The organism is Saccharopolyspora gregorii (genome assembly GCF_024734405.1).
In the GTDB taxonomy this organism is placed as follows: Bacteria; Actinomycetota; Actinomycetes; order Mycobacteriales; family Pseudonocardiaceae; genus Saccharopolyspora_C; species Saccharopolyspora_C gregorii.
In genome coordinates, this window is the sequence record NZ_CP059556.1 from 5473481 (window position 1) to 5496884 (window position 23404).

The 23404-nt window shown below is 71.2% G+C and carries 20 protein-coding genes, 2 tRNA genes and 1 other RNA gene; 6 read left to right on the forward strand and 17 right to left on the reverse strand.

From position 1 onward, the window contains the following. The first annotated feature begins 6 nt into the window (after positions 1–6). Positions 7–1506: an MFS transporter gene (locus H1226_RS23875; protein WP_258342831.1), complete on the forward strand. Its 1500-nt coding sequence runs from the start codon at positions 7–9 to the stop codon at positions 1504–1506. Between the two features lie 52 nt (positions 1507–1558). After that, a complete protein-coding gene (locus H1226_RS23880) occupies positions 1559–2752 on the forward strand; it encodes an MFS transporter (RefSeq protein ID WP_258342833.1) in 1194 nt (397 codons plus the stop codon). 494 nt (positions 2753–3246) lie between these two features. On the opposite strand, the gene ssrA is transcribed toward H1226_RS23880, so the two are convergent. The 10 genes from ssrA to H1226_RS23930 form a co-directional block, all read right to left on the reverse strand. Next, positions 3247–3617: a transfer-messenger RNA gene (ssrA, locus tag H1226_RS23885) on the reverse strand. Between the two features lie 79 nt (positions 3618–3696). Further along, the gene (locus tag H1226_RS23890) at positions 3697–4614 is read right to left on the reverse strand and encodes an amidohydrolase family protein (RefSeq protein ID WP_258349492.1); all 918 of its coding nucleotides are present in this window, start codon (positions 4612–4614) and stop codon (positions 3697–3699) included. A gap of 2 nt (positions 4615–4616) precedes the next feature. Then, the gene (gene smpB, locus H1226_RS23895; RefSeq protein ID WP_224963001.1) at positions 4617–5093 is read right to left on the reverse strand and encodes an SsrA-binding protein SmpB; all 477 of its coding nucleotides are present in this window, start codon (positions 5091–5093) and stop codon (positions 4617–4619) included. 190 nt (positions 5094–5283) lie between these two features. Further along, positions 5284–6186: a permease-like cell division protein FtsX gene (ftsX, locus tag H1226_RS23900; protein WP_224962997.1), complete on the reverse strand. Its 903-nt coding sequence runs from the start codon at positions 6184–6186 to the stop codon at positions 5284–5286. 43 nt (positions 6187–6229) lie between these two features. After that, entirely contained in the window at positions 6230–6919 is a 690-nt protein-coding gene (gene ftsE / locus H1226_RS23905) for a cell division ATP-binding protein FtsE (RefSeq protein ID WP_224962995.1), read from the reverse strand. Between the two features lie 182 nt (positions 6920–7101). Further along, a complete protein-coding gene (gene prfB, locus H1226_RS23910) occupies positions 7102–8208 on the reverse strand; it encodes a peptide chain release factor 2 (protein WP_258342846.1) in 1107 nt (368 codons plus the stop codon). Between the two features lie 122 nt (positions 8209–8330). Then, positions 8331–8828, reverse strand: coding sequence for a PadR family transcriptional regulator (locus H1226_RS23915; protein WP_224962991.1), 498 nt, complete (start codon positions 8826–8828; stop codon positions 8331–8333). A 791-nt stretch (positions 8829–9619) separates the two neighbouring features. Continuing rightward, positions 9620–9693 (reverse strand) — tRNA-Met (locus H1226_RS23920). Positions 9694–10075: 382 nt separating this feature from the next. Further along, positions 10076–10149 (reverse strand) — tRNA-Met (locus tag H1226_RS23925). A 151-nt stretch (positions 10150–10300) separates the two neighbouring features. Next, on the reverse strand, positions 10301–13186 hold the full coding sequence (locus tag H1226_RS23930; protein ID WP_258342847.1) for a UPF0182 family protein: 2886 nt from the start codon (positions 13184–13186) through the stop codon (positions 10301–10303). Between the two features lie 240 nt (positions 13187–13426). On the opposite strand from H1226_RS23930, the gene H1226_RS23935 reads away from it, so the two are divergent. Continuing rightward, a complete protein-coding gene (locus tag H1226_RS23935) occupies positions 13427–13957 on the forward strand; it encodes a PPA1309 family protein (protein ID WP_258342849.1) in 531 nt (176 codons plus the stop codon). 35 nt (positions 13958–13992) lie between these two features. Here the strand turns inward: H1226_RS23935 and H1226_RS23940 are convergent, their stop codons facing one another. Then, positions 13993–14994: a YlbL family protein gene (locus H1226_RS23940; protein ID WP_258342852.1), complete on the reverse strand. Its 1002-nt coding sequence runs from the start codon at positions 14992–14994 to the stop codon at positions 13993–13995. A gap of 163 nt (positions 14995–15157) precedes the next feature. Here H1226_RS23940 and H1226_RS23945 point away from each other — a divergent pair, with 163 nt between their 5' ends. After that, complete coding sequence (locus H1226_RS23945; protein ID WP_258342854.1) at positions 15158–16675, forward strand: zinc-dependent metalloprotease; 1518 nt, start codon at positions 15158–15160, stop codon at positions 16673–16675. Between the two features lie 61 nt (positions 16676–16736). On the opposite strand, the gene H1226_RS23950 is transcribed toward H1226_RS23945, so the two are convergent. Beyond that, entirely contained in the window at positions 16737–17279 is a 543-nt protein-coding gene (locus tag H1226_RS23950; RefSeq protein WP_258342856.1) for a M48 metallopeptidase family protein, read from the reverse strand. Positions 17280–17491: 212 nt separating this feature from the next. Here H1226_RS23950 and H1226_RS23955 point away from each other — a divergent pair, with 212 nt between their 5' ends. Continuing rightward, positions 17492–17641, forward strand: a complete 150-nt coding sequence (locus tag H1226_RS23955; RefSeq protein ID WP_224955974.1) for a DUF5679 domain-containing protein — start codon at positions 17492–17494, stop codon at positions 17639–17641. A 226-nt stretch (positions 17642–17867) separates the two neighbouring features. After that, positions 17868–19196 (forward strand): ABC1 kinase family protein, encoded by a 1329-nt coding sequence (locus tag H1226_RS23960; RefSeq protein WP_258342860.1) that lies wholly within the window; start codon positions 17868–17870, stop codon positions 19194–19196. A gap of 88 nt (positions 19197–19284) precedes the next feature. On the opposite strand, the gene H1226_RS23965 is transcribed toward H1226_RS23960, so the two are convergent. The 5 genes from H1226_RS23965 to H1226_RS23985 all read right to left on the reverse strand — a co-directional run bounded on the left by H1226_RS23965 (position 19285) and on the right by H1226_RS23985 (position 23350). Continuing rightward, the gene (locus H1226_RS23965) at positions 19285–20142 is read right to left on the reverse strand and encodes a class I SAM-dependent methyltransferase (RefSeq protein WP_258342862.1); all 858 of its coding nucleotides are present in this window, start codon (positions 20140–20142) and stop codon (positions 19285–19287) included. Positions 20143–20153: 11 nt separating this feature from the next. Next, positions 20154–20393, reverse strand: coding sequence for a hypothetical protein (locus tag H1226_RS23970; protein WP_224955977.1), 240 nt, complete (start codon positions 20391–20393; stop codon positions 20154–20156). Then, on the reverse strand, positions 20390–20767 hold the full coding sequence (locus H1226_RS23975) for a WhiB family transcriptional regulator (protein ID WP_258342875.1): 378 nt from the start codon (positions 20765–20767) through the stop codon (positions 20390–20392). Before H1226_RS23975 ends, H1226_RS23970 begins: the two co-directional genes overlap by 4 nt. 176 nt (positions 20768–20943) lie before the next feature. Further along, positions 20944–21126, reverse strand: coding sequence for a hypothetical protein (locus H1226_RS23980; protein WP_224955979.1), 183 nt, complete (start codon positions 21124–21126; stop codon positions 20944–20946). Positions 21127–21262: 136 nt separating this feature from the next. After that, positions 21263–23350 (reverse strand): ATP-dependent DNA helicase UvrD2, encoded by a 2088-nt coding sequence (locus H1226_RS23985; RefSeq protein WP_258342878.1) that lies wholly within the window; start codon positions 23348–23350, stop codon positions 21263–21265. Positions 23351–23404: the final 54 nt, after the last annotated feature.

Here is a 23404-nt window from a genome sequence, read left to right on the forward strand (position 1 = left end):
ATGCTCATGCAGCTGGATTCGGAAGCGCGACCGCAGGTGCGTTTCCCGCGCGGGCGGTGGGCGGCGCTGGCGGTGCTGGCGATCGCGGTGCTCGTGCTGGCGATCGACAACACCGTCCTGTACCTGGCGGTTCCCGCGTTGACCGCGGACCTCGCCCCGTCGGCCGCGCAGGTCCTGTGGATCGGCGACGTCTACTCGCTGGCGCTGGCCGGGCTGCTGGTGGTGATGGGCTCGCTGGCGGACCGGGTGGGCCGCAAGCGGCTGCTGCTGGTCGGTTCGGCCGCGTTCGGGGCGGCGTCGCTGCTGGCGGCGCTGTCGACGAGCGCCGCGATGCTGATCGCGGCGCGGCTGCTGCTCGGGGTGGCGGGGGCGACGTTGATGCCGTCGACGTTGTCGTTGCTGCGCAACATCTTCCCGGACCCCGTCGAGCGGACCAGGGCGATCGCGGTGTGGTCGGCCGCGGCGGGCGGCGGCGCGGCGGTGGGCCCGCTGGTCGGCGGGGTGCTGCTGGAGAACTTCGCCTGGGGATCGGTGTTCCTGATCAACGTGCCGGTGATGGCGGCGCTGGTGGTGAGCGGGATGTGGCTGCTGCCGGAGTCGCGGGATCCGCACCCGGGCCGGTTCGACCTGGTGTCGGCGGGGCTGTCGATGGTGGCGATCGTGCCGGTGGTGTGGGCGATCAAGCACACCGTGGCGTCCGGCGCCGACGCCGCGGGCGGGTGCGCGCTGCTGGCCGGACTGGTGGGCGGCTGGGCGTTCGTGCGCAGGCAGCGGCGGCTGGAGGTGCCGCTGATCGACGTGTCGTTGTTCGCCCGCCCGGCGTTCAGCGGGTCCGTGTTCGCCGGTTTCATGGCGGTGTTCGCGTTGATGGGCCTGTTGTTCTTCTTCTCGCAGTACCTGCAGCTGGTGCGCGGCTTCGGGCCGCTGGCGGCCGGCCTCGGGGAGCTGCCGAGCACGGTGTCGGCGATGGCCGCGGTCGCCGTGGTGGGCTGGGCGTCGCGCCGCCTGGGCGCCGGCCGGGCGATCGCGGTGAGCCTGCTGCTGGTGGCGGCCGGGCTCGTCGCGGTGGCGGTCGCGGAGGGCGCCGGTTCCTACTTCTGGCTGGGCCTGGCGCTGGTGCCGACCGGGCTGGGCGTGGGGATCGCGCAGACGCTGACGACCGACGTGGTGGTGTCGGCGGTGCCGCCGCACAAGGCGGGGGCGGCATCGGCCATCTCGGAGACCGCGATGGAGCTGGGCGTGGCGCTGGGGATCGCGATCCTCGGGTCCCTGGTGTCGCTGCTGTACCGCTCGGCGCTGCCGCCGGCCGAAGGGCTCTCCGCCGCGGGGCGGGCGGCGTTCGCGGATTCGCTGGCGTCGGCGTCGTCGGTGCTGCCACCGGATTCACCGCTGCTGGCGGCCGCGCGCGACGCGTTCACCGGGGCGATGCAGACCACGTCCCTCGCCGCGGCCGCGATCACCTTCGCGGCGGCGCTGGTGGCGGTGCGGACGATCCCGCGAGGCTGAGCGCGGCGAAAACGCCTGGGATCCCGCGGAGGTTTCCGGAAGCATCCCCGGCATGGGCGACGAGTTCGCGGTGAAGGCCACCTACGGCCAGGTCTTCGCGGTGGCGCAGTTCCGCGCGCTGTTCGCGGCCCGGCTGCTCGGCGTCCTGTCGGACGTGGTGCGGTCGGTGGCGCTGGCGGTGCTGGTGCACGACCGGACGGGTTCGCCGCTGCTGACTGCGGTGGCGTTCACGATCGGTTTCCTGCCGCAGGCCGCGGGTGGGCTGTTCCTGGCCGCGATGGCGGACCGGTTCGCGCCGCGCACGCTGATCGCGACGGGCTACGGCGTGCAGGCCGCGGTCGGGTTGCTGCTGGCGTTCGGGCGGCTGCCGGTCGGGGCCTGCCTGCTGCTCGTCGCGGCCGCCGCCTGCCTGACCCCGGTCACGACGGGCGCCGCGGCCCGCGTCCTCGCGGCGGTCCTGGCCGGGGACGTCTACGTGCTGGGGCGCTCGCTGTCGTACCTGGTCGCGGTCGCGGCGCAGCTGGTGGGCATGGCGGCGGGCGGTGCGCTGGCGGCGTGGCTGGGCGTCGAGCGGACGATGCTGCTCACCGCGGGGGCGCACCTGGTGGCCGCGGTGCTCAGCGCCCTGTTCCTGGCGCGCAGCGAGGTGGTGCGGCCGCGCGGGTCGATCGTGCGCGACACCGTGCGGGGCAATGCGGCGCTGCTGGCCGCACCGGGCGTGGCGAGGCTGATCGCGGTGCAGTGCCTGCCCGCCGCGTTCCTCGCCGCGGGCGGCAGCCTGATCATCCCGTACGCCGCCGAGCGGGGGTTCACGCCCGCGGAGACGGGTGTGCTCCTGGCCGCGATCTCGGCGGGCATGCTCATCGGGGACGTGGTGGTGGGGAGGGCGTTCGACCCGCGCACCCGCGAGCGCCTGGTCCGCCCGCTGCTGCTGGTCATGGGTTCACCGCTGATCGTCCTGGCGGCGGACCCGCCGCACCCGGTGGTGGTGGCCGCCTACGTGTTCACCGGCACCGGCTCCGCCTACCTGCTGGGCTTGCAGCGCCGCTACTTGGCGGCCGTCCCCGAAGCCCTGCAGGGCCAGGGCTTCGCCCTGCTCAACATGACCACCATGACGGTCCAGGGCGTGGGCCCCCTCCTGTTCGGCCTGGCAGCCGAACACCTCCCCCTGAACCACACCCTCGCCCTCATAGGAGCAACGAGCACCCTGACCGCCCTGCTCCTCACACCCCCACACCCCCACTGACCACCCAACCCCCACCCACACCCACAACCCCAAACACCCGAAACCCACCCCAAAACAACGCCCGAAAACCGAGCAAACCAACCCCGAAGACCAAAGGCCAAACCCCCGCATCGATGGCCGAAGGCCGAGCCAACCCCCGATGGCCGAAGGCCGAGCCCCGCACACGATGGCCGAAGGCCGAGCCCCCACACCGATGGCCGAAGGCCAAGCCACACCCCGAAGGCCGAAAACCGAGCCCACACCCCGAAGACCGAAGGCCAAGCCCACGCACCGATGGCCGAAGGCCGAGCCCCGCACACGATGGCCGAAGGCCGAGCCAACCCCCGATGGCCGAAGGCCGAGCCCCGCACCGGCTGGTCCCCACCCAGCCCAACCCCCACCCGAGGCAAGGAGCCCCACGATCCGCACCACCGCACCGTGGGGGCCTACGGGGGCTCGGCCCCCGTACAGATGAAAAGGAGCCGGGAAGACGCCAAAAGCGTCAACCAGGCTCCATGTGGAGGTGCCGGGAATCGAACCCGGGTCCTCCGTCGCTTCACCAAGACTTCTCCGTGCGCAGTCCGCTATGCCTCTGCTTGGCTCCCTCGGTCTCGCGAACTAGCCGAGGTGACGAGCCCAGCCGCTGTTCGATGTCCCACCAGGTCCCGCGGCCGGACCTGGCGGTAAGAGCCCCCTAGTCGATGCCGGATTCCGGGACGGAGGCGTTCCCGGTCCGACAGAGTCGCTCCTCGCTCAGGCGGCGAGGGCGAACTCGCGCTGACTCTTGTCGGCGCTTATTAGATTGCGGCGACGCTCTCGGTGGTCTCCCGCCTGCACCGGCACGCTTCCCTTGGATCACCGTACGGAGTCGAAACCGTTCACCCCCTCGTTGCGGCCGTTCCTTCTCGACCGCGCGGTCCGTACAGCATAACGTCCGCTCCCCCGCGGATCATTCCACTATCGGCCTACGAGATTTCCGCAGGTGGGAGCTTCAGCAGCCGGGCGGGTGCGTCGTGCAGGACGCTGCGCAGGAACGGGGTGCCGAGCCGTTCGTCGGCGGCGGCCCACCCGGCGATGGCGGCGAGCTGCTCGGCGTACGGGTAGGGGATGTTGGGGTAGTCGGTGCCGAGCACGACGCGGTCCTGCACGGGCACGAGCCGGGCCGGCCAGTCGGCGGGCAGCGGGCTGAACCGCTCGGTGAAGGCGACGCCGACCATGGTGGTGTCCAGGTGCACTCGCGGGTGCTCGTGGACGAGCCGGAGCGCGGTGTCGTACTCGGGCATGCCCGCGTGGGCGAGGACGGCGGTGAGCAGCGGGTGCCTGCGCAGCACTTCGCCGAACACGTCGAGCCCGGTGTGGTCGCCGCGGATGGGTCCGTGCCCGCAGTGGATGACGACGGGAGTGCCCGCTTCGGCGAGCACGCCCCAGGTCTCGTCGAGCAACGGGTCCCGCGGGTCGAACTTCCCGACCTGCACGTGGACCTTGATGCAGCGCGCCCCGGCCGCGAGGGCGTCGCGCATGGCGCGTTCCATGCCGGGTTCGGGGTAGAGCGTCGCGGTGGGCACGGCGCCCGGCGTGCGGTGCCCGAAGTCGAGGGCCCACTCGTTGAGCCAGGCGGCCATGCCGGGCTTGTGCGGGTAGACGAGCGGCGCGAACGCGGTCACCCCGAGGTCGCGGAGCAGCCGCAGCCGGGTCGGTTCGTCGTGCCGGTAGGTGACGGGCCAGTCCATGCCGTAGTGGGTGCGTGCCTGGTCGAAGTAGGCCCACACCTTGTGCAGCACGCGTTCCGGCAGGAAGTGCGTGTGCAGGTCGACGAGTCCGGGGAGGCCGAGCCGGTCCAGCCAGGGCCGCACTTCCGCGTCGGAGGCGGGCCCGGCCGGGATGCTCACCGGCGGCCCTTGCGGATGCGGCCGATGTGGCGCTGCATCTCGCGGTCGGCGTCCCGCTTGGCCATGTCGTGCCGCTTGTCGTGCGCCTTCTTGCCGCGGGCGAGGGCGAGTTCGACCTTGGCCTTGCCGTCGGAGAAGTACATGGACAGCGGGATGAGGCTCAGCCCGCTCTCCTTGATCTTCCCGACCAGGCGGAGGATCTCGCCGCGGTGCAGCAGCAGTTTGCGGGAGCGCCGTGGTTCGTGGTTGGTCCAGGTGCCTTCGGTGTACTCGGGGATGTGCGCGTTGCGCAGCCACACCTCGCCTTGGTCGACGGTGGCGAAGGCGTCGACGAGGGAGGCCTTGCCCTGCCGCAGGCTCTTCACCTCGGTGCCGGTGAGCACGATCCCGGTCTCGTAGGTGTCCAGCACCGACCAGTCGTGCCGCGCCTTGCGGTTCTGCGCGATCTGCTTGCGCCCGCGTTCCTTCACCATGCTTGCAACCTTAGCTACCCGTGTCTCGTGCGCGGCGGGACCGCGGCACGGCGCCGGTCGTGCTCGGCCCGCGCCGGGCGTAGAGCGAAGCAGCCGCCGAGCCTCGTGGTCAACCGGGTTTTCCCGGTCTGGAACGCGAGGAGCGGCCGCGCTCGACGAGCACGGCCGCTCCTCGCGGTGGTCTCCGGGGTCAGAGCCGCACGTACAGCCGCAGCGTCACGTACCCGGTGGTCGCCGAGATCGCGGCCGCGACCAGCAGCATGATCGGCGAGACGGCGGCGATGTCGCCGTAGCCGATCTCCGGGATGATGCCGGTGCCGAACACCGGCGACATGACCCTGTCGATGAACGCCGCCTTCGAGATGAGCAGCCCGATGATCGCCAGCAGCGCGCCGATCAGGCCGGACACCATCGCTTCCAGGAGGAACGGCAGCTGGGTGTACCAGCGGGTGGCGCCGACGAGCCGCATGATGCCGGTCTCGGTGCGCCGGGTGAACGCGGAGAGCTGGATGGTGTTGGAGATCAGCAGCAGCGCCGCCATCGCCTGCACCAGCGCGATCGAGAAGGTCGCGTTGCGCACGCCGTTGAGCACGCCGAACAGCCGGTCCAGGTAGTCGGCCTGGTCGACGACGCTGTCCACGCCGGGCTGGCCGTCGAACTTCTGCTGGATGGCCCCGAACCGCTCCTGGTCGGTGAGCTTGATCCGCAGCGAGGCGGGCATCGCTTCGACGCGGGCCACGTCGCGCAGTTCCGGCATGGTCTCGAAGACCTTGTTGAAGTTCTCGAACGCCTGCTCGCGGTTCTCGAACTTGACGGATTCGACGCCGGAGGAGCGGGTCAGCTCGGACTTGAGGTTCGCGCAGGGCTGCTGCGTGCAGTCCGCGTCGTTGGCGCTGACGTCGTCGGTCATGAACACGACGACCTCGACGCGGTCCTGGTAGACCTCCTGCATCCGGTCGATCAACCGGACGACCAGCAGACCCCCACCGAGCAGGCCGACCGAGATGGCCGTGGTGAGGATCATGGCGATGGTCATCGTGACGTTGCGCCGAAGGCCGTTGACGACCTCGCTGAATACGAAGCTCGCGCGCATCTTGGTGTGTGCTTCCTGGCTGGGTTCGGGGGTGCGGGGCTGCTCAGCGACCGACGCCGTAGACGCCGCGGGCGTCGTCGCGGATCACTCTGCCGAGGCTGAGCTCCACGACGCGGCGCCGCATCGAGTCGACGATCGAGTGGTCGTGCGTCGCCATGACCACCGTGGTGCCGGTGCGGTTGATCCGCTCCAGCAGCAGCATGATGTCCTGGCTGGTGTCGGGGTCGAGGTTGCCCGTGGGCTCGTCGCACAGCAGCACCAGCGGCCGGTTCACGAAGGCGCGCGCGATGGCGACGCGCTGCTGCTCACCACCGGAGAGCTCGTGCGGCATCCGGTCGGCCTTGCCGTCGAGGCCGACGAGCTGCAGCACCTCCGGCACCACCTTGCGGATGGTGTGCCGGGGCTTCCCGATGACTTCGAGCGCGAACGCCACGTTCTCGGCGACCGTCTTGTTGTTGAGCAGCCGGAAGTCCTGGAACACGCAGCCGATCCGCTGCCGCAGCCTCGGCACCCGTCGTCGCGGTAGCTTCGCGACGTTCCAGTCGGCCACGAACACCCGGCCTCGGGTGGGCACGTCCTCGCGGAGCAGCAGCCGCAGGAACGTGGACTTCCCCGAGCCGGAAGGGCCGATGAGGAACACGAATTCGCCCTTGCCGACGCTCACCGAGACGTCGTCGAGCGCGGGACGGGTCGAGGTCTTGTATCCCTTGGACACGTGCTCAAGCCGGATCACGGGGCGTGAGTTTACCTGCGACCTTTCGGGGGACCGGCGCTCACCCGGACCAGTCACCAGGAGCGCCGGTACCGGGTCCATCTCCGCTGGTCAGCTCGTGATCAGCTCACGCACCGCAGCTTCCGGACGGAGCAACGCCCTCACCCGTGCGGGCGGCACGCGTCGCGGTCCGCCCGGCGGCCTCAGGCCGCGGAGTCCTGCTGGCGGCGCCAGCGGATGCCCGCTTCGAGGAACCCGTCGATCTGGCCGTCGAGCACGGCGTCCGGGTTGCCGACCTCGAACTCGGTGCGCAGGTCCTTGACCATCTGGTACGGGTGCAGCACGTAGGAGCGCATCTGGTTGCCCCAGCTGGAGCCGCTGTCCTTGAGCGCGTTGAGCTCGGCGCGCTCCTCCTCCCGCTTGCGGGCGAGCAGCTTGGACTGGAGCACGCGCAGCGCGGCCGCCTTGTTCTGCAGCTGCGACTTCTCGTTCTGGCAGGACACCACGATGCCGGTGGGGATGTGCGTGATGCGCACGGCGGAGTCGGTGGTGTTGACGCTCTGCCCGCCGGGACCGGAGGAGCGGAACACGTCGACGCGGATGTCCTTCTCCGGGATCTCCACGTGGTCGGTCTCCTCCACTACGGGGAGGACTTCGACGCCGGCGAAGGAGGTCTGCCTGCGACCCTGGTTGTCGAACGGCGAGATCCGCACCAGCCGGTGGGTGCCCTGCTCGACGGACAGCGTGCCGTAGGCGTAGGGGGCGTTGATGCGGAAGGTGGCGGACTTGACGCCGGCTTCTTCCGCGTAGGAGGTGTCGTAGACCTCGACGGGGTATTCGTGGCGTTCGGACCAGCGCACGTACATCCGCATGAGCATCTCGGCGAAGTCGGCGGCGTCGATGCCGCCCGCTTCGGCGCGGACGGTGACGACGGCTTCCCGCTCGTCGTACTCGCCGGAGAGCAGGGTGCGGACTTCGAGGGCGTCGAGCTCCTTCTTGAGCCGCTTGCGCTCCTCGTCGGCCTCGTCGAGCCCGGCCTGGTCGCCTTCGTCCTCGCTGAGCTCGTAGAGGACTTCGACGTCCTCGACCCGCTGCCGCAAGTCGCTGATCTTGCGCAGTTCGGCCTGCCGGTGCACCAGCTGGCTGCTGATCTTCTGCGCGTACTCGACGTCGTCCCACAGGTTCGGCTTGGCCGCTTCGGTTTCGAGTTCGGCGATCTTCGCCCGCAACGCGTCTAGGCCCATGACGCTCTCGATGCCTTCGAGCGTGGTGGACAGGTCCTTGATATCTGCGGCGACGTCGGGATTCACAGTGTTCGAGGGTACTTCACCGGCGGGCGGCTTCCCACGAGGACGGCCCCGGTCGGCGCCGGTGTCCCCGCCCAGGGCTGCGGTGGTGCTCGCGGGCGGGGTTCCGGATCATTCCCCAGTGCTCATTCCGGAATGCTGTCGAGCAGTTTCACGATGGCCCGGTTGTGGGCGACGGTGAAGTCGGCCGCGGCCTTCTCGTAGGGGTCGGTGGCGGCCTTGGCGGCGTTCTTCGCTTCGTCGAGCCGGGCGGTGTACTGCTCGCGGGCGGATTCGACGAGGGCGGCGCGCTGCTTGGGCGTGAGCGATCCGGCGTGGACGAGCCGCAGGATCAGCGGGCTGCGCACGTTGTCCGGGCCGGGTTCGGTGTTCAACCAGGACTTGAAGGCGCGCTTGCCGGCGGCGGTGATCGCGTACTGCTGGCTGGAGCGCGGTCCTTGCTTGCCGAGGCGCAGCAGCCCGGATTCGGTGAGCGCGGGAAGTTCCCGGTACACCTGGCTGCGGGTCACGCTGAAGAATCCACCGAATCGTTCGGTGGCGGCAGCGACGAGCTGCCCCCCGGTCTTCGGGCCGTCGTGCAGCAGCCCCAGCAGTGCGGCGGATGTCGAGTTCAGCTCAGTCACGAATCCACCGTGCCACGGCCCTCGCAGGCTGTCCACAATGGTCGGCCTCTCTGTCCACTGTGGTTGCAATGGGCTGGTCCGAGTGGACCATCCGTTGTGGCGCAGCGTGAGCGGGTGCCGCCGTTCCGGCGTGCTTCAGCGCACATCGCTCTGCCATCGAGGGGAACGTTCGTGGGCGCGGGCGCCGTGGCGGGCCGCGCCGGGTGTCGCGCGCGGTGGTGATCGCTACCTGATCGTGCGGTCTACCTGCACGAAACGGTGCGTTGCCGCGGCGGGGCCGCCGATTACCGGGAGTGACGTCCATGCTGCGGCGGTGCGCCGGCGCCCGCCGGTCGCGTTCGGACGGAGGTCGTGCTGCCCGGAACCGAGCCCCACCAACGCTTTTCCGCTTGCCCCGGCAAGGATCCCCCCGCTCGCCAGCCCCGCTGCACCGTCTGCCGTCCCCCGTACTCCCCTCCCCGGCACCCCACCGAGCAACCACCCCCGCTCCCCCACCCACCAAAACCCCGGCAACCCCCCAAACCACTAACCGCAAGCCCCCACCCCCACCGCGACGCGCGAAGCGCGAGCCCCACCCACCGCAAAGCGCGAAGCGCGAGCCCCCCCCCCCCCCCCCCCCCCACACAAAACACAAACCCCACCCACCACGACCAACCGCACCAACCGCACCAACCCACCCGACCCCACCACCGCACCGTGGGGGCCTACGGGGGCTCGGCCCCCGTACAAAACGAGGACAAACGGAAAGAGGCCCCCTCTCGCCAGAGAGGGGGCCTCGAACACACCACGAGTAGCGGGGACAGGATTCGAACCTGCGACCTCTGGGTTATGAGCCCAGCGAGCTACCGAGCTGCTCCACCCCGCGCCAAGCACGACCATCAACTTCAGCCCGTGCCGTATTTCCTTGTGAACAGAACTCTACACCCCCCCGAAACCACCCCCGAACCCACCCCCCACAAACCACCCCCACCAGCCAAAACCCACCCACCCCCACCGCGACGCGCGAAGCGCGAGCCCCACCCACCGCAAAGCGCGAAGCGCAAGCCCCCACCCACCGCAAAGCGCGAAGCGCGAGCCCCACGAAACACAAACCCCACCCACCACACCAACCACGATCAACCGCACCAACCCACCCGACCCCACCACCGCACCGTGGGGGCCTACGGGGGCTCGGCCCCCGTACAAAACGAGGACAAACGGAAAGAGGCCCCCTCTCGCCAGAGAGGGGGCCTCGAACACACCACGAGTAGCGGGGACAGGATTCGAACCTGCGACCTCTGGGTTATGAGCCCAGCGAGCTACCGAGCTGCTCCACCCCGCGCCAAGCACGACCTTCAACTTCAGCCCGTGCCGTATTTCCTTATGAAGAGAACTCTACTGGAGGGGTCCGGCACCGCCGCAGGCGGGGTCCCTTGAGGACGTTTCCGCTGGTGGCGGCGCGGGCCGGCCGCGTCGGGCCGGCCCGCGGCCGATCAGCCGCCGTTGCCTTGGAGTTGTTCGAAGCGTCCGACGGCGCCTTCGAGCCGCTGGAGCGCCCCGCCGAGGTTGCCGAGGTCGCCGGACTGCTGCGCGGTCCGCACTTGTTCGAGCGCGCTCTGGATGTCGTTGACGGCGCTGCGGAGTTCGGGCGTCGGCTGCTGCCCCGGGGCTTGGGGCTGCCCGCCGGGCTTCTGCTCCGGCGGTTTCTGGGCCTGGCCGTCGCCGGTGGCGTCGCCCGCGCCCGCGCCGAAGACCTGTTCGAGTGCCTTGGGGAGGGTTTCGGCGAAGCCGACGTTGCCGCCGAAGGAGACGAGCACGCGGGCGAGCTGCGGGTAGGAGTCCTGCTCGTTGCGCTGGATGTAGATCGGTTCGACGTAGAGCAGTCCGCCCTTGACGGGCAGGGTCAGCAGGTTGCCGAAGATCGCGTTGACGTTGGGGTTGTTGAACAGGGTCCGGTTCTCGGTGACCTCGGGGGTGGACTCCATCTGGTTCTGCACCTGGTTGGGCCCGGGGGTCTGGGTGTTGGTGGGCAGGCGCAGGACGGTCAGCTTGCCGTAGTCGCGGGGGTCGGAGGACGCGGAGACCCAGGCGGCGAGGTTCTGCCGCCGCAGCGCGGTGAGGGCGCTGGTGAGCTGGAAGGTGGGCTGCTGCTGTCCTTCGACCTGGGCGAGCACGTAGTACGGCGGCTGCTGGTTGCCTTCGTCGGCGGCGCCGCCCTGGCCTCCGCTGGTGGGGTCCGGGGGCACTTCCCAGAAGGTCTGCGTGGAGTAGAAGTCGGACGGGTCGTCGACGTGGTACTCGGTGAGCAGGGAGCGCTGCACCTTGAACAGGTCTTCGGGGTAGCGGAAGTGGTCGCGCAGCTGCGGGCTGATCTCGGAGCTGGGCTTGACGACGCCGGGGAACACGCCTTCCCACGCCTTGAGGACGGGGTCGGGCTTGGTGTCGTCGGTTTCGTAGAGCTCGACGTTGCCGTCGTAGGCGTCGACGGTGGCCTTCACCGAGTTGCGGATGTAGTTGATCTGCTGGTTGGGCTGCCGCTGGACGCCGGGGAGGGTGTCGTTGGTGGCTTCGCCGAGTTCGGTGAGCTCGGAGTACGGGTAGTTGTTGAGCGTGGTGTAGCCGTCGACGATCCACTTGATGCGGCCGTCGACGACGGCGGGGTACGGGTCGCCGTCGACCTTGAGCCAGGGCGCGACCTTCTGCACGCGGTCGCGCGGGTTCCGCTCGTAGATGATCTTCGAGTTCTCGCCGATGGCCTGGTTGAACAGGATGTTGCGCTCGGTGTAGTGCGCGGCGAACACGAGCCGGTTGAACCAGTTGCCGAGGGGCACGCCGCCCTGGCCGGTGTAGGTGTAGGCGCTGCTGTCGGTGTCGTACTCGCGGGGCGCCTCACCGGGGTCGCCGCCGACGATCGCGTAGGTCGAGGCGAGCTCGCCGAAGTAGGACCGCGGCTGGTCGACGGGGATCTCGCCGCGACCGTCGTTGGCGACGTCGCTGACGGAGAACACCGGGTAGCCGCCCTGGGTGCGGCCTTCTTCGAGCGTGGAGTCGACGCGGTCCGCGGGCGCGCTGACGAACCCGTTGCCGTGGGTGTAGACCATGTGCTGGTTGATCCACGACTGCTGGTTCGCGGCCAGCCCGGCGGTGTTGATCTCGCGGAGGGCGACGAGGTAGTCCTGCAGCTCACCCTTGGCGTCCCGGTACCGGTCGACGTCGAGCTTGTCGGGGAAGCCGTAGAAGTTGTACTGCTGGGTGAGCTGGGTGAATGTGTCGGACAGGACGCTGGGGTCGAGCAGCCGGATGTTCGGGATGGTGCCCGCGTCGTCGGCGACCTGTTCGGGCCGGAGGTTGGTGACGCCCGGGTAGTCGTGCACCTCGACCTTGTCCTCGCCGATGTCGAAGGCCTGCCTGGTGGCGGCGATGTTGCGGCGGATGGATTCGGCTTCGCGCTGGTTGGCGTTGGGGCGCACGGAGAACTGCTCCAGCAGCGCCGGCCCGACCGCGCCGACGAGCACGCTGGAGAGCACCAGCAGCACGGTGGCGAGCGCGGGGATCCGCAGGTCGCGCAAGAACACGGCGGCGAAGAACGCGAGGGCGCAGAACACCGCGATGCACAGCAGGATCAGCTTCGCGGGCATGACGGCGTTCAGGTCGGTGTAGGTGGCACCGGTGAACAGCGAGTTCCGCTGGGACAGCAGCAGGTCGTACCGGTCGAAGAAGTAGTCGACCGCCTTGAGCAGCACGAACAGCCCGGCGAGCACGGCCAGCTGCACGCGGGTGGGCGCGGACAGCTGCCCGGCGCGGCCGGCGAGCCGCACGCCGCCGAAGATGTAGTGCGTGACGAGCGCGCCGATGAAGGCGACGGTGATCGCGACGAACGCCCAGGACAGCAGCCAGCGGTAGAACGGCAGCTGGAAGGTGTAGAAGCTGATGTCGTGGCCGAACTCCGGGTCGGTCTGCCCGAACGGCACGCTGTGCAGGAACAGCTGGAGGGTCTGCCAGTCGGCCTGCGCGGCGAGGCCGCCGAGCACGGCGACCGCGGCGGGGATGCCGAGCGCGAACGCGGCGGGCCGGGCGCTGATCAGGGTGCGGTACCGGGCGAGCGGGTCGTCGGGTCCGCTGATCGGCACGAACACCGGCCGGGTGCGGTAGGCGATCCACAGGTTCAGCAGCAGCACGGCGCCGAGGAACAGCGCGGCTCCGACGCCGAGGCCGATCCGGGTGAGCAGCTGGGTGGTGAAGACCCCCCGGTAGCCGACTTCCCCGTACCAGAGCCAGTCGACGTAGGCGCCGACCAAGCTGGACCAGATGATCAGGCCGGCGAGCACGACCACGCCGATGATCAGCAGGATCCGGCTCCGCCGGGACAGTTTCGGCATTACAGGCCGCATGGCCACAGCGCACACTCCAGGCGACGATCGACGGGCCGGGGACGACTCCCCTCGCGATGTTCAACTCTACGATGCCGCCGAGGGTTCCCCCGATCGCACTCGAATTCCGGCGAATCCGACATCGCTTCTCCTGGTCATGGCGGGTCCGCCCGGTCGCGGCGGGTCCGGGCGGCGGGGTGCGCCGGTCGGGCGCGGGACGGCCGGGTGCGGGGTGCGACGATGTGCGGCATGTCAGCCGCTCATGGTGATGACCTCGCCGCCGCCCTTCCCGGCGCGGCCCGCGAGGTCGAGGAGTTCGTGGCCGCAGCGGGCTGGGACCAGCCCACCCAGATCTTCGCGCTGGTGCCGACCGAGCAGTTGCTGGCCGCCCAGCCGTCGCTGGCCGCCGAGCTGGACGCCGAGTCGGTGCTGACCCCGATCGCGCAGGAGTCGCTGCCCGCGGAGGACCTGGCGGAGGCGCTGGCCCGCATCGAGTGGCCCGACCAGGTCGTCGGGTGCGCGCTGGTGCAGGAGATCGTGGTGCTGCCGCCGGAGGCGGAGGCCGGGCTGCCCACCGACGACGACGAGGAGGCCCGCCGCGCGGCGGCGGAGCACCCGGACCGGCAGGAGGCGCGGCTGGTGGCCGCGGTGCTGCGGGTCGGGAACGAGACCTGCGTGCTGCGGCTGCGGGAGAGCGGCGGCGACGGCGAGCTGGTGCAGGACCCGTCGCTGGCGCCGAACCTGCTGCGCGCGCTGCACGAGACCTTCGCGACGGCTTAGCCGGCCCGCGGCGGCGGACCGGCGGCCCGACCGGATCAGCAGCTGGGCGGGGCGCCGCCGTCGCGCAGGGTGTCGAGCGCCTTCGTCGCCTCGTCGAGGGTGCCGACGCGCACCAGCTGCAGCCCCTCCGGCGCGTGCGACTTCGCTTCGGAGCAGTTCCCGGCCGGCACCAGGAACGTGGTGGCCCCGGCCTCCCGCGCCATGGTCATCTTGAACGGGATGCCGCCGATCGGGCCGACGTTGCCGACCGCGTCGATCTCCCCGGTGCCCGCGACGAACTTCCCGCCGTTGAGCTCGCCGGGCGTCAGCTTGTCCACGATCGCCAGCGAGAACATCAGCCCGGCCGAGGGCCCGCCGACGTCGGCGAGGCTGATCTTGATGTCGAACGGCACGTCCGGGCGCCCCACCGCGCCCACGCCGAGGAAGCCCTGCGGGCGGCCGTCGGAACTCGTGCCCAGCACGACCGGCACCGTGCGCTCGGGTTCGTCGCCGTGGCGGAACGTCAGCCGGACCTGCTCGCCGGGCTTGCTGGCGGCGACCGCGGCCTGCAGCGCGGGCGGATCGGTGATCGGCTTGCCGTCGACCGCGATCAGCTGGTCGCCGGGTTCGAGCACCGCGTCGGCGGGGCTGCCGGTGACGACCGTGCCCGCCAGCACCTTCGTCGGGTAGCCCAGGTGGTGCAGCGCCGCGGTCTCCGCGTCGGTCTGCGAGTCGTTGAACGCCTGGGTGTTCTCCTGCTCGATCTGCTGCTCGGTCTTCTCCGGCGGGTAGTACACCTCGCGCGGCGCGAGCGCGTACCGGCCGCTGACCCACAGCCCCAGCGCCCCCAGCATCGACAGGTGGTCGGTCACCGACACCGTGGTCATGTTCAGGTGCCCGGCGGTCGGGTAGGTCCGCTGGCCGTCGATCCGGATGACCGGCGTGCCCGCCTCTTCGCCCAGCGTGTTGTAGGTCGGTCCCGGACCGAGCGCCACGAACGGCACCGGGGCGAACGCCCCGAGCAGCCCGAAAGCGGCCACCAGGATGACGCTGGTCAATAACGTCCAGGTTCGACGGCTCACGAGGCGACAGGGTACGTGGCCGCCTCCGGCGCGATCTCCGGGCGGGTGATCGCGGAACCGAGCCGCACGCTGCGACATCGGCCCCCGCGGGTCGCCGAGCGACTTATCCGGTTCGACGCGATCCGCGTACGGTGGAGGCATGAATGACATGCCGTTCGGGTTCAGCCCGCAGGATCCCGACGACGACCGCGACAAGGGGGAGTCGTCGGAAGGGCGCTCCGGTGGCGCCGGTGACTCCGGTCAGAACCCCGGTCCGGGGTTCGGCTTCGGCGGCGGCGCGCTGCCGGGTGGCGGCATGGGCGGCATGCCCGGCGGGATGAACTTCGACATGGGCCAGCTGGGACAGATGTTCTCCCAGCTGGGGCAGGTGCTGAGCCACTCGGGCGGCGGCGGTTCCGGGCCGGTCAACTACGACCTGGCCAAGCAGCTCGCGGTGCAGCAGCTGCACTCGAACGAGCGCACCGAGCGGCCCAGCCAGCAGGAGGTGAAGGGCGCGCAGGACGCGGTCCACCTCGCGGAGCTGTGGCTCGACCCGACGACGGCGCTGCCCGCGGGCGCGCGCACCACGAAGGTCTGGTCGTCGGTGGACTGGGTGGAGCAGACCCTGCCGACCTGGCAGCGGTTGTGCGACCCGGTGGCGCAGCGGATGTCCACCGCCTGGATGGAGGCGCTGCCCGCGGAGGCCAAGCAGGCCGCCGGGCCGCTGCTGTCCATGCTCGGCCAGATGGGCGGGCTGGGCTTCGGCTCGCAGCTCGGCAACAGCCTCGCGCAGCTCGGCGCCGAAGTGCTGACCTCCTCCGACGTGGGCCTGCCGCTGGCGCCGGAGGGCACCGCGGCGCTGCTGCCCGCGAACGTGGCCCGGTTCGCCGAGGGCGTGGACCGGCCGCTGGACGAGGTGACCTTGTTCCTCGCCGCGCGGGAGGCGGCGCACCACCGCCTGTTCAGCCACGTGCCGTGGCTGCGGCAACGGCTGCTGGCGACCGTGGAGGAGTTCGCGCGCGGCATCCAGGTCGACACCTCCTCGCTGGAGGACCTGGCGAGCAAGATCGACCCGACGGACCCGAGCTCGATGCAGGAGCTGATGGGCTCCAACCTGCTCGAACCGAAGACCACGCCGGAGCAGGAAGCCGCGCTGACCAGGCTGGAGACGCTGCTCGCCCTGGTCGAGGGCTGGGTCGACGTGGTGGTCTCGGACGCCCTCGGCGAACGGCTCCCGGGTGCGAACGCGCTGAGCGAGACCATCCGCAGGCGCCGCGCCAGCGGTGGCCCCGCCGAGCAGACGTTCGCGACGTTGATCGGCCTGGAGCTGCGGCCACGCCGGTTGCGGGACGCGGCGAACCTGTGGCGGCTGATGACCGAGCGGCACGGCCTGGACAGCCGCGACCGGGTGTGGGACCACCCGGACCTGCTGCCGGACGCCGCCGACCTGGACGAGCCGCTGGACTTCGCGGACCGCTGGGGCGGTTCCTCGGACCTGGACGACCCGATCGCGGCGATCAAGCGCGCCGAGGAGGCGGAGCAGGCCGCGGCTTCCGGCGAGCAGGGCTCTGCTCCCGGCGAGCAGGGCACGACCTCCGGCGAGCAGGGCTCCGCGTCCGGCGAGCAGAACCCGAAGAAGTCCGACGACGAGGACGAGTCCGGCCCCGGCTCGAAGTGATAAGACGCGACGGCGCCCCGGAGGTGTGCTCCTCGGGGGCGCCGTTCGCGTTCGGGGCGGTTCAGCCCTCCGGGTCACCGTCCACGGTGAGTCCGAGGTTGGCGGCCGCGGAGAGACCTTCGAGGTAGCCGACGGCCCGTTCGGTCTTCGGGTACCGGTTGACCCACTTCCAGAAGTCGTCGCCGTGCCCGGGGACCAGCAGGTGCGCGAGCTCGTGCACCAGCACGTAGTCCAGCACCCAGCTCGGCACGTCCCGCAACCGCTCGCTGATCCGGATGTGCTTGGTGCTGGGGGTGCAGGACGCCCAGCGGGTGCGCATCGGCGGCACCCAGCGGATCGAGCGGGGTTCGGCGCGGCCGTCGAGGTACTGCTCGGACAGCTCCCGGCTGCGTTCGGCGAGGGCCGCGTCGGAGTCGCGCGCCGGGGAGCGGCGGCGCGTCTCGCTGCGCTGCAGGCGGCTGAGCATCTCCGCCACCCACTTCTTCTCCTCGGCCCTGCTCATCCGGGCCGGAAGCAGCACGACGACCTTGTCGCCGTCCCGGTACGCGCTGACCGTCTGTCGCCGCCGTTTGCTGCGACGCACCTCGACCTGCGGTTCTGCCACGAGATCTGACCTTAGCGAGTGGCACCGACGTCCGGACATCGCAGTGCGGTTTTCCACATGCCTACTGCGCGTGATCACCTAACGAATTACTCCATTCCCCCTAACATGCGATCAGCTCAATGCAGTGATATCGATACGGCCACCTGTACGGTTCCTCCAGCGCGGTCCGGCCGGGCACGCGCCGTAGCGATCACAACACCAAGGAGGACGCCGTGGCCGACACCTACAACGGCTACTGCGTGAAATGCCGGGAGAAGCGCGACTTCAACGGCGAGATCACGGAGACCAACGGCCGACGGATGGCCAAGGGCACCTGCCCCGTGTGCGGGACCCGCATGACCCGGATCCTCGGCAAGGCCTGAGGACCGGTGGTGGAACCCGTGCGGCCCGGCTCGACCGGAGGCCCGCCGCACGTGGAACCGCGTCCCGCCCGCGTCGTGACCGGCGCGTTCCGGGACGGGCCACGACCCACGCGGGGTTCGGGCACCCCACAACCGGTCGGTGAACCACTACGATGTGCTCCGGCCCCGGAATCCGATCCCCTTTCGGAGCCGGGGCGGTTCTCCTGCGCGCGGCAAAGGAGCCCTCGTGACCGACATTCCCCGCCGGGCGGCGCACCGCACCGCCAAACTGGCCAGCCTTCCGCTGGGCGTCGCGGGGCGGATGGCCGCCGGGTGGGGCAAGCGCCTCAGCGGCCAGTCCGCCGACGAGATCAACGCGGAACTCTCGGCGCGCACGGCCGAGCAGCTGTTCGCGGTGCTGGGACAGCTCAAGGGCGGCGCGATGAAGTTCGGCCAAGCGCTGAGCGTGTTCGAGGCCGCGGTGCCCGACGAGATGGCCGAGCCCTACCGCGAGGCGCTGACGAAGCTCCAGTCCGCCGCTCCCCCGATGTCCGGGACCAGCGTGCGGCGGGTGCTGGAGCAACAACTGGGGCGGACCTGGCGGGACCGCTTCGCTGAATTCGACGACGTCCCGGCCGCCGCAGCCAGCATCGGGCAGGTCCACCGCGCGGTGTGGCACGACGGCCGGGACGTCGCCGTCAAGATCCAGTACCCGGGCGCGGGCGAGGCGCTGCGCTCGGACCTGCGCCAGCTGAGCCGGTTCTCCCGGCTGTTCCAGTCGCTGGCTCCCGGCGCGGAGATCAAGCCGCTGCTGGCGGAGCTGCAGGACCGGATGGTCGAGGAGCTGGACTACCGCACCGAGGCCGACAACCAGCGCGCCTTCGCCGCGGCCTTCGACGGGGACGAGAAGGTGCTGATCCCGAAGGTGGTGGCCAGCGCTCCGCAGGTGATGGTCTCCGAGTGGATCACCGGCACCCCGTTCTCCGAGGTCATCGCCGACGGCGAGCGGGAGCAGCGGGACCGGTCCGGGCGGTTGCTGGCCGAGTTCCACTTCTCCTCCCCCGAGCGGTCCGGGCTGCTGCACGCCGATCCGCACCCGGGGAACTTCCTGCTCGCACCGGACGGCCGGCTCATCGTGCTGGACTTCGGCGCGGTGGCGCGGCTGCCCGAGGGGCTGCCCGCGGAGATGGGCCGGATGCTGCGGCTCGCGGTGGAGGGACGTGCCGAGGAGCTGCTGGAGCTGCTGCGCGCCGACCGCTTCGTGCAGACCGGCAGCGAGCTGCGCGCCGAGGACGTGCTCGCCTACCTGGGACCGTTCGTGGACCCGGTGCGGGAGGAGCGGTTCCACTTCACCCGGTCTTGGATGCAGCAGCAGGCCGAGCGGGTCGGCGACCTGCGCAGCCCGGACTTCCGCACCGGGCGGGCGTTGAACCTGCCCCCGGACTACCTGCTGATCCACCGGGTGACGCTCGGCGCCACGGGCATCCTGTGCCAGCTGGACGCCGAGTTCGCGGCCCGCGCGATCATCGACCGCTGGCAACCCGGCTTCGCCGACCCCGAACCCGCCGCCGACTGAGGCCCGTCGAGGCTCCGAGGTCGGAGCGGTGCGCCGTCACCACCGGAGCCGCCACCGGGTCTCCTCGCGCCACGAACCCGTCCGCGGGTCAGCGCAACGTGCCGACGTGGATGGTCTGGGCGAGCAGGTAGTGCACGTCGTCCCGGTTCCCCGCGTAGTGCGGGCCGTCCGGGTCCAGCAGAGCGTCGACCGCGTCGAGGTCGGCCTGCGCGACCCGCCCCTCCGCTCCCCGGCGCAGCCACTCCAGCCTGCGCAGCACCGCGGTCATCGCGGCCCCGGACACCGGGGCGGGGCGGTCCACGAGCTGGGTCCAGGTGAGCACGTCGTCCAGGCCCGCATCGGCCATGGCCTGCGCCCACCCCACCTTCAGCCGCGTCGAACCGGGCATCTGCTCGCGCATCTCGCGGAACCACTCGGCGCGGGCGGCCGCCAGCCGCGCCTCCAGGCCGGGCTCTCCGACGCCGACGTCCCAGGGCAGCACCCGCGGCTCCAGGCCGGATTCGACGAGGGCGAGCCGCCCGCCGGGGCGCACCAGCTTGACCAGCCGCCGCAGACCGGCGAGCTGGTCCGGCAGGTGGTGCACGACGAACGAGGCGAACACCAGGTCGGCTTGGCCGACCGCGGACAGGTCGCCGCGGGCGACGTCGGCCTGCACGGACAGCACCCGCACGTCGGGGCCCGCGGTGGCGGCGGTGTTGCGCGCCGCCTCCGCCAGCAGCTCCGGCGCGGAGTCCACCAGGATCACCGTGCCCCCGGTGTCCCACATGGCGTCCGCGAACGCGGTCGCGGCGCCCCCCGCCCCAGAACCGACGTCGATCACCGTGCGGTCCTGCGGCCGGAGCAGGTCGCGCACCAGATCGGCGGTCTCCGGCCCGGCCAGCTCGTCGCCCTCGCGCAGCCGCGCGATCTTGGCGTCCCAGTCGATTCCGTCGTGCGAGTGAGCCACGAACGTGCACTCTACGGCTCGGTGATCGCCCCCTCCGCGTGGTCCGCGCGCTGCTGCGCGTAGTGCGCCAACCGGCGCCACCAGCGCCCGGCCGTGGCCTGGCGGGCCAGCCGGTGCCGGTGCGCCTCGACCAGCAGGTCGTGATGTCGCATCCGCGCCATGTCTTCGGGCATGAGCATTCGGGTGGTGTCCTTCGCGTTCGGTTCGACCAGGTCGTTCACGTGGTTGCGGGTGCGGGCGGGGAAGGTCATGCCGCGTTCTCCTCGGATCGGGGGCCGCGTGCGGCCGGTTCGGCGGGGGCCGGGTTCTTGCGGGGGCGGCCGCGGGAGCGCTTGCGGGCGACGACCGCGCCGCGTTCGAAGATCTCGCCTCCCCAGACTCCCCACGGTTCGCCGCGGGACAGCGCGCCTTCCAGGCAGCGCTGCTTCAGCGGGCAGTGCCCGCACAGGGTCTTGGCCCGTTCCAGGTCACCGGGGCTCTCGGCGAACCACAGATCCGGGTCCTGCCGGCAGGGCACCCCCTCGCCCTGGTCGGTGACCTCGTCCAGCAGCGCGCCGACCGCGCCGCCACCTCCGGCGTCGTCAGCTCTTCGCTCGGGTGCTACCCGGACGCTGGTGGTCAACATCTCTCCTCCTGACCGTTCAGGGCAGTGCACGTGCCCGGACCGACGGTGGGGAACTCCCCAGGAACACATTCGAATGGCGCTGCTTCGCGAAGTGCGGACGCGAAAAAGGCCGCGAACCCGGTTGCGGGGTTCGCGGCCTCTGAAGAAGAGCCTGGAGCGCGTCCTAGATCAGCGGATCAAGGATCGAGCTCCGCGCGAACCGGCGCGGTGCGGCCATCGACCGGACGGCCGCCGTCCGTCGGACGCGGCGTGGCGATGGCGCGGTCGAAACCGGGCAGGGTCGTGGAACGACCGCGGAACAGCGCGATACCCCCGGACATGAGGAGGCCAGGGGTACCGAGCGTCTGAATGCCGGTCATCGCTGCCACCTCCCCTCCGGATCGCGCCGGGTTCCGAACACCTCGGCTTGTGCTGTGCAGACTATGAGGCGCGGGAAGCGCGCCGCAACCGATTTTCCGAGATTCCGCCGATGGAGGAGAAACTCCTGCTCAGCGGCTAGTTTCGGCCGTGCTCGCGCTGGACGAGCGAGAGCACGTCGTCGCCGAACTTGCGGACCTTGCTCGCGCCGATCCCGGAGATCGCCACCAGCGCCGCCTCGTCGGACGGGCGCTGCTCGGCGATGGCGGTGAGCGTGGCGTCGGTGAACACGACGTAGGCGGGGACCTTCAGCTGCCGCGCCCGGTCGCTGCGCCAGGCGCGCAACCTGTCCAGCAGGCCCTCGTCCACGTCCGACGGGCAGGTCGAGCAGCGGCCCAGCTTGATGTCCATCGTGCTCACCAGCACCGACTCGCAGGTGCGGCAGCGCGGCGTGGCCTGCTTGCGCGGCGGCCCCGGCTCGGGGGTCCTGGTCTTCGCCGGCATCGCCGCCGGGTGCCGGTCCGGGATGACGCCGTAGAGGAACCGGCTGCGGCGGCGGTAGCGGCGCCCGTCGGCGGCCCTGGCCAGCGCCCAGGACAGGTGCAGGTGCTCGCGGGCGCGGGTGACGCCGACGTAGAGCAGCCTGCGCTCCTCCTCGACGCCCGCCTCGTCCTCGGCGTGCTGGATCGGCAAGGTGCCCTCGGCGAGCCCGACGAGGAACACCGCGTCCCACTCCAGGCCCTTCGCCGAGTGCAGCGAGGCCAGCGTGACGCCCTCCACCGTCGGCGGGTGCTGCGATTCGGCGCGCTGCTCCAGCTCGGCGACGTAGCGGGCCAGGTCGGCCTCCGGGGCGACGGCCGCGAGCTCCTCGGCGAGCTCCACCAGCGCGATCAGCGACTCCCAGCGCTCCCGGGCCGACCCGCCCACCGGCGGCTCGTCGGTGAGCCCGACGTCGGCCAGCACCGCCCGCACCGAACCGGGCAGGTCCGCGCCCGGCTCGTCGCCGCGGCCCGCGGCGCCGCGCAGCGCCACCACGGCCTGGCGCACCTCGGTGCGGTTGAAGAAGCGTTCGCCGCCGCGCACCTGGTACGGGATCTCCGCGTCGGACAGCGCCTTCTCGTACACCTCGGACTGGGCGTTCACCCGGAACAGGACCGCGATCTCGGACAGCGGCACGCCCCGGCCGGCCAGCGCGGCGATCTTGCGGGCGATGGCCTCCGCCTCGGCCGGTTCGTGGTCGTACTCGGCGAAATCCGGTTCGGGACCGTCCGGGCGCTGCCCGATGAGCTTGAGCCGGGTGCCCGCCGGGCGGTCGCGGGCGGCGCCGATGACCTTGTTGGCCAGCGCCACTACCTGCGGGGTCGAGCGGTAGTCGCGCTCCAGCCGGACCACGGTCGCGTCCGGGAAGCGCTTCGGGAAGCCGACCAGCCACTTCGGGGCGGCCCCGGCGAACGAGTAGATCGTCTGGTTCGCGTCGCCGACCACGGTCAGGTCGTCCCGGTTGCCGAGCCACGCGTCGAGCACCCGCTGCTGCAGCGGGTTGACGTCCTGGTACTCGTCGACGACGAAGGAGCGGTAGCGGCCGCGGAACTCCTCGGCGACCTCCGGGTGTTCCTCCAGGATGGCGACGGTGTGCAGCAGCAGGTCGTCGAAGTCCAGCATCCGCGCGTCGTTCTTGAGCTGCTCGTAGGTGGCGAACACCTTCGCCAGCTGCTGCGGCACGACCGGCACGTCGCGGCCCGCGCGAGCGGCGGCGGTGGCGTACTGGTCGGGCGAGACCAGGCAGGACTTGGACCACTCGATCTCACCGGCTAGGTCGCGCACCGACTCCTTCTCGGTGGACAGGCCCACCCGGTTCGCTGCCTGCACGACCAGCCGGAACTTGTTGTCCACCAGCGGCCACACCTGGGTGTCGTGCACCCGGGGCCAGAAGTAGCGCAACTGCCGGAACGCGGCGGCGTGGAAGGTCTGCGCCTGCACCCCGGCGGCGCCGAGGGCGCGCAACCGGGTGCGCATCTCCCCCGCCGCGCGGGCGGTGAACGTCACGGCCAGCACCTGCTGGGGGACGACCAGGCCGAGCTGCACCAGGTGCGCGATGCGGTGCGTGATGGTGCGGGTCTTGCCGGTACCGGCGCCGGCGAGCACGCAGACCGGGCCGCGTGGCGCGGTGACCGCCGCCCGCTGCTCCGGATCGAGCCCTTCCAGCAGTCGCGGTTGATCGGCCATGCCGGGCATCCTCGCAGAACCGCCCCGCCCGGCGGCGGCAACCCCACCGCGCGT